6 protein-coding genes are annotated in these 4,782 nt (G+C 36.4%); all 6 read right to left on the minus strand.

Annotation, left to right across the window (positions count from 1 at the left end):
* Window positions 1-1,178 (minus strand): recombinase family protein (locus ACX6CF_RS15170; RefSeq protein ID WP_458786189.1); only part of this gene is annotated, 1,178 nt, incomplete at its 3' end.
* A 132-nt stretch (window positions 1,179-1,310) separates the two neighbouring features.
* On the minus strand, window positions 1,311-1,571 hold the full coding sequence (locus ACX6CF_RS15175; protein ID WP_458786190.1) for a DUF6870 family protein: 261 nt from the start codon (window positions 1,569-1,571) through the stop codon (window positions 1,311-1,313).
* 61 nt (window positions 1,572-1,632) lie between these two features.
* Entirely contained in the window at window positions 1,633-2,589 is a 957-nt protein-coding gene (locus ACX6CF_RS15180) for a relaxase/mobilization nuclease domain-containing protein (protein ID WP_458786191.1), read from the minus strand.
* Window positions 2,547-2,858 (minus strand): plasmid mobilization protein, encoded by a 312-nt coding sequence (locus ACX6CF_RS15185; protein WP_458786192.1) that lies wholly within the window; start codon window positions 2,856-2,858, stop codon window positions 2,547-2,549. Before ACX6CF_RS15185 ends, ACX6CF_RS15180 begins: the two co-directional genes overlap by 43 nt.
* A 333-nt stretch (window positions 2,859-3,191) precedes the next feature.
* Window positions 3,192-4,142, minus strand: coding sequence for an AAA family ATPase (locus tag ACX6CF_RS15190; RefSeq protein WP_458786193.1), 951 nt, complete (start codon window positions 4,140-4,142; stop codon window positions 3,192-3,194).
* Between the two features lie 10 nt (window positions 4,143-4,152).
* Window positions 4,153-4,569, minus strand: coding sequence for a DUF6075 family protein (locus ACX6CF_RS15195; protein WP_458786194.1), 417 nt, complete (start codon window positions 4,567-4,569; stop codon window positions 4,153-4,155).
* Window positions 4,570-4,782: the final 213 nt, after the last annotated feature.

Genomic DNA, 4,782 nt, shown 5'->3' on the forward strand with positions numbered 1-4,782 from the left:
TTTTCATTATAGCATTTACATATATGCTTACGAATAACATGTAGTATGGTTTCTTTTAATGCTTCTTCTTTAATGGAATGACTGCTACACTTCTTTTGATTCTTATAGGTATTGCAAACATAATAGACATATTTTTTCTCACCGGATACTGCTGATTTCCTGACCATTGAATTACCACAGTCACCACAAATAAGCATACCTGAAAACAGATATACTTTCTTCTTATTAGGTGCTATACGTGTATCTTTTAGAAGTACCTCTTGTACTGTTTGGAATAGTTCCTTAGAGATAATAGGCTCGTGTACGTCCTCTACACGTACCCATTCTTCTTTTGGTTTCTCTATACGTTGTTTGATTTTATAATTAACTGTGACTCTTTTCCCTTGGGATATGACGCCGATATAGACTTCGTCTTTTAGTATCCTTAAGACGGATACATGAGTCCACTTGGCTTTATCATTAACTTTAAAAGAGGTTTTGAAATTGCTTCCCTTTGATTTTTTATATTCCATAGGTGATAATACACCTAAGCTATTTAATTTATCAGCTATACCTTGATGGCTCATGCCTTCTTTTTTCCATTTGAATATAGTTCTTACGGTGTCTGCCGCTTCTTCATCAATAACCAGTTTATTATGATGTTCAGAAGATTTCTTGTAACCATAAGGACTAAACGAACCGATAAACTCACCTTTTTTTCTCTTTACATCAAACTGACTCCTGATCTTAATAGAAATATCTCTAAGATAGGCATCATTAATAAGGTTCTTAAAAGGTATTAACATGTTATCCATTGTTGATTCATTGAAACTGTCAATGCCATCATTTATGGCTATAAATCTTACGCTGAAAAAGGGAAATATTTGCTCAAGATAGCGTCCTGTATCAATGTAGTTTCTACCCATTCTTGATAGGTCTTTTACAATGACGCAATTAATACGACCAGATTTTATATCATCCATCATGGCTTGAAAGGCTGGACGCTCAAAATTGACACCTGAATAACCATCATCAATCCTTATGGACTTGAGATGCATATTTGGCTTGTTGGAAAGATAGGATTGTATCAATTCTCGTTGGTTAGCGATACTATCGCTTTCTGCTTTGTCACCATCTTCTTTGGATAAACGTAAATACATGGCAACATGATAGGTTTTTTCTTCAATATTCTTGTTCATAATGCGCCCTCCTAAATGTATAAGAATTAACTTAGAAACATATAACATTTAGGGGTAGCGTACTGCTGTCCTAATGGCATCATACCACAAGGACAGCCCAAAGTCCATAATTTGGTATATACGCTTCTAAGTTTATAAATCTGATAGGTAATGTTTCATTTTCTCTTGCATGGTTACTTTGTTTTTGTCATAGCTCACCTTGACGACCACGTTGCCACATTTATAGCAATAGGGGTTTTTAACTTGATCAATGAAACTTTTTATTTTTTCTTCTTTTGATTGGTGCTTTTCTATATGGACATCTCTTATATCAACAAGTTCTTGTTTATTTACCGTTGAAACATCAATGTTTTCCATAGCTTTTAATGCTCTACCTGTTGGTAATCTTGTCATCTATTCACGCCCCTTTAAGAATTGTTTTAAGCGTCTCTTAGGCATTTTATAGACCTCCTATCTACATTTCTAGTTCCTCCTCATAGCTCTGCTGTTTATCCCAATCTAATCCTGAATTTTGTTTCATGTTGGCTATCATGTCTTTGTATTCAATGGTTGATAATGGATAATACTTTTTATCATTTGCATGATCATTATTTGTTAAAAGATTTGATATAGCTGTTAACCATCCATCTACAGTATTTTTCATGTCCTGACGATTTCCTAGGCTGTGATTAAATCCTAATCTTCTTTCAATAGCGTCTTTTGAATAGTCTTCTGATAGCTTATTGTCCCTGCATCTTTTCCCACTAGGGGTTGTAAAGGTGATATATTTTCGTGTGTCTGTCCACTTCACCTTGTAGCCAAAGGCTTCCATGTTGGTAATAAAATCTTGCCTATTGATGGAATTATGCTTGCAGATTTCAATGGTTTTCTCCAGTTCATGTTTCCAACTTTTCACCTTGACTAAACTCCTATATTCTCCTGATTTCATGTGATGATTATTTTTACCATGTGTAACGGTTAACCCATAATCACGTATGATGGTGTCGGAGTAGTTCTTTAGTTCTTGGAGCTGTTTGGGATTCTGTTGCCATTTATAGCCTGTTTCATAGTTGACCGTGTTGATGATACAGTGGTTATGCAAATGATCTTTGTCAGTATGGGTAGCCATAACTACTTGAAAACCATTAAATACAGGGTTCTCAAGTAGCTTCTGACCTACTTCATGCACCGTTTCAACCGATACATCTTCCCATGTTGCAAAGGATTGTATGAAGTGTATAAACTGTCTGCCAGTCATTTTATTATGACTGTGTTTTATAGCTTTCATCTCCATATAGGCATTATCGCTATTGCAGTCTTTTCCATAGATTAGATGGGGCTCTGTTTTTGAGGGTTGAGTGATATAGTTGATGGACTTCTTGAGTCCTGTTAGCGTTTTATTCCCTCGGTTAACAAATTCAAGCACTGCCATATATTCTTTAACTCCTCCCTTGTGGATTCAAGAGCAAGCGTTGTTATTCTGCCTTGATGGCATAGCATGACCGCTTGGTTTAAGTTCGTACCTATTTTGATCAGTTGTTTTTCTACATCAGGTAAACCATCAATGGATGTTATGGTATTACCTAATGCTGAAAGGGCAATATAGCGACTGATTGTCATGCCTGCTTGTTTGGCTTTTTTAGCAATTTTATTGTACTCTTCCTCTGATACTCGAAAGGTTATATGTTTGTTTTTTATCAATGCATCTCCTCCTTTGCAATGTTGATGGATGGTGTGGAGTAATCTTATATTTTTCTACAAGAGGGTATGGGATACTTCCCATCAAGCTCTAAATGGTGACGATAGTAACACATTTAGTAAGCTTGCCATCTATCAAGATAGATGTATTCTTCTATGACCATGATTTGCTTTTCCCCCAATGGCATTTGATTTTCGCCAGTGGAGAATAGGGTTTTTGAAAGAAAAATAAGGGATAGGATGCAAGATTGCAATTTCTCATCCCTTAACAACTACGCAATCTTGATTTCAAGAATGCACTTTCTCTAAACACCCTGTTCTTGCATTGTTGCATGGTTAATCTAATGCCCATACCCAGTAGTTTTTGATTCTACTGGATTTCACCTTCAGATTCTTCTTGGCTGTATCCAGTGTTCTCTTGGCTATGCCTTCTTCTTTGGCTTTGGTATAGATAACAGAGCTTTTAACACTGCCTTCAGCTAGAATAGCCTTGATGAAGTGTTCAGCTTCACGTATCGGACTATTATTAGGTGCAGTCCCTTGTAGTAAGCTATCTGCATCAATATTATATTCTCCAATCCATTTAAAACCATTGTCTCTATCCAGTTCAAAAGCTATTGAACAACCTTCTGGAGCTAGATTACTCTTGATCTGTACCACTGCTCTTAATGCTTTATCATCTTTTATTCTACCGACCATTAATACACTTCTTGCAGCTGCTATATCAATTGACCCTAATCCTCTGTGAAGGCTCTTGCCTGCCATATTTTTATTCATATGACCAATAAGGACAATGGCACAGCCTGTTTTTTCTGCAACATCCCCTAGTTTCTTAAAGATGGGACGTACTTCATTGGCTCGATGCATGTCCACTCTTGCTCCTAGAAAGGCTTGGATGGGATCTATAATGAGTAATTTAGCACCTATTTGCCTGATCGCTTCTTCAATACGTTCATCTGTAAGAGTCAACTCTTTTTCACTTTCATCAATAACAAGCACTTTTGAGCAATCAGCATTGTTGGATATAAGTCTAGGCTTAACTGTATCTCCTAGACCATCCTCTGCCGTCTGATAGATAACATGACAAGGCTCTAACGCCTTACCTAATGGCAAAGTCCCTCCTGTTGTTAATGTAGATGCTATAGCTAATATAAAAGTGGTTTTACCTTCTCCTGGATTCCCCTGGATAATGGTTATCTTGCCAAAGGGGATATAGGGATACCAAAGCCACTTTGTTTCTATGGCTTCAATGGTATCCATCCTGATTAATTTAAGCTCTGTATCCATGTCAGCCCTCCTAGAGTTCTAGTTCGTCCTCTTCTTCTATTCTTTCAATATCCTGTTCTTTGGTTTCTTCCATACCACCAAACCTTACATGAATAGCATTAAATGCTAGGACATAATTTCGATCATCAAGGTTATGAAAAATATCTAGTGGTGTTGTGAAACCATCTTCATAATTGTTATATAGATTAAAGGATAATCTTATTAAACTCTTGGCACTTGATGAGAAATCAACCTGTGTGGATTGCAAGCATTCAGGACGTATACTATGATCATCAAAGTCATAAATATGATTGACCTTGTTCGCTAGATCAAAGTTACCTGAAAGAATATAAAATAGGGCTTGTCTCTCGTGATCGGTGGGATAGGTATTGTCTCTCTGTATCATCTTGTGATAATTCAATAGGTGTTGTTTGTCTAAGAATTTCATTGTGATCATCTCCTTTTTATCACTTAGTTATCTATGTAAAAAGCAAAAGCTAAGCCGTACGCTCTCAGATTTTACTTGAATAAAAAAAGTCCCTTCATAAGTTAGGAAAAAAATCGGCGATTTGTACCCCCTTTTGGGTAAAAAAAAATAACCTTCTATGATGAAGGTCACTTTACACGCTTATATTTTGGCAATCACCACCACCCGTAAAAC

Source organism: Vallitalea sediminicola (genome assembly GCF_054408565.1).

Bases quoted from the DNA above. Each gene is read 5' to 3' on its own strand.
- ACX6CF_RS15175 (WP_458786190.1), bottom strand. From the start codon at position 1,571: ATGACAAGATTACCAACAGGTAGAGCATTAAAAGCTATGGAAAACATT.
- ACX6CF_RS15180 (WP_458786191.1), bottom strand. From the start codon at position 2,589: ATGGCAGTGCTTGAATTTGTTAACCGAGGGAATAAAACGCTAACAGGA.
- ACX6CF_RS15190 (WP_458786193.1), bottom strand. From the start codon at position 4,142: ATGGATACAGAGCTTAAATTAATCAGGATGGATACCATTGAAGCCATA.
- ACX6CF_RS15195 (WP_458786194.1), bottom strand. From the start codon at position 4,569: ATGAAATTCTTAGACAAACAACACCTATTGAATTATCACAAGATGATA.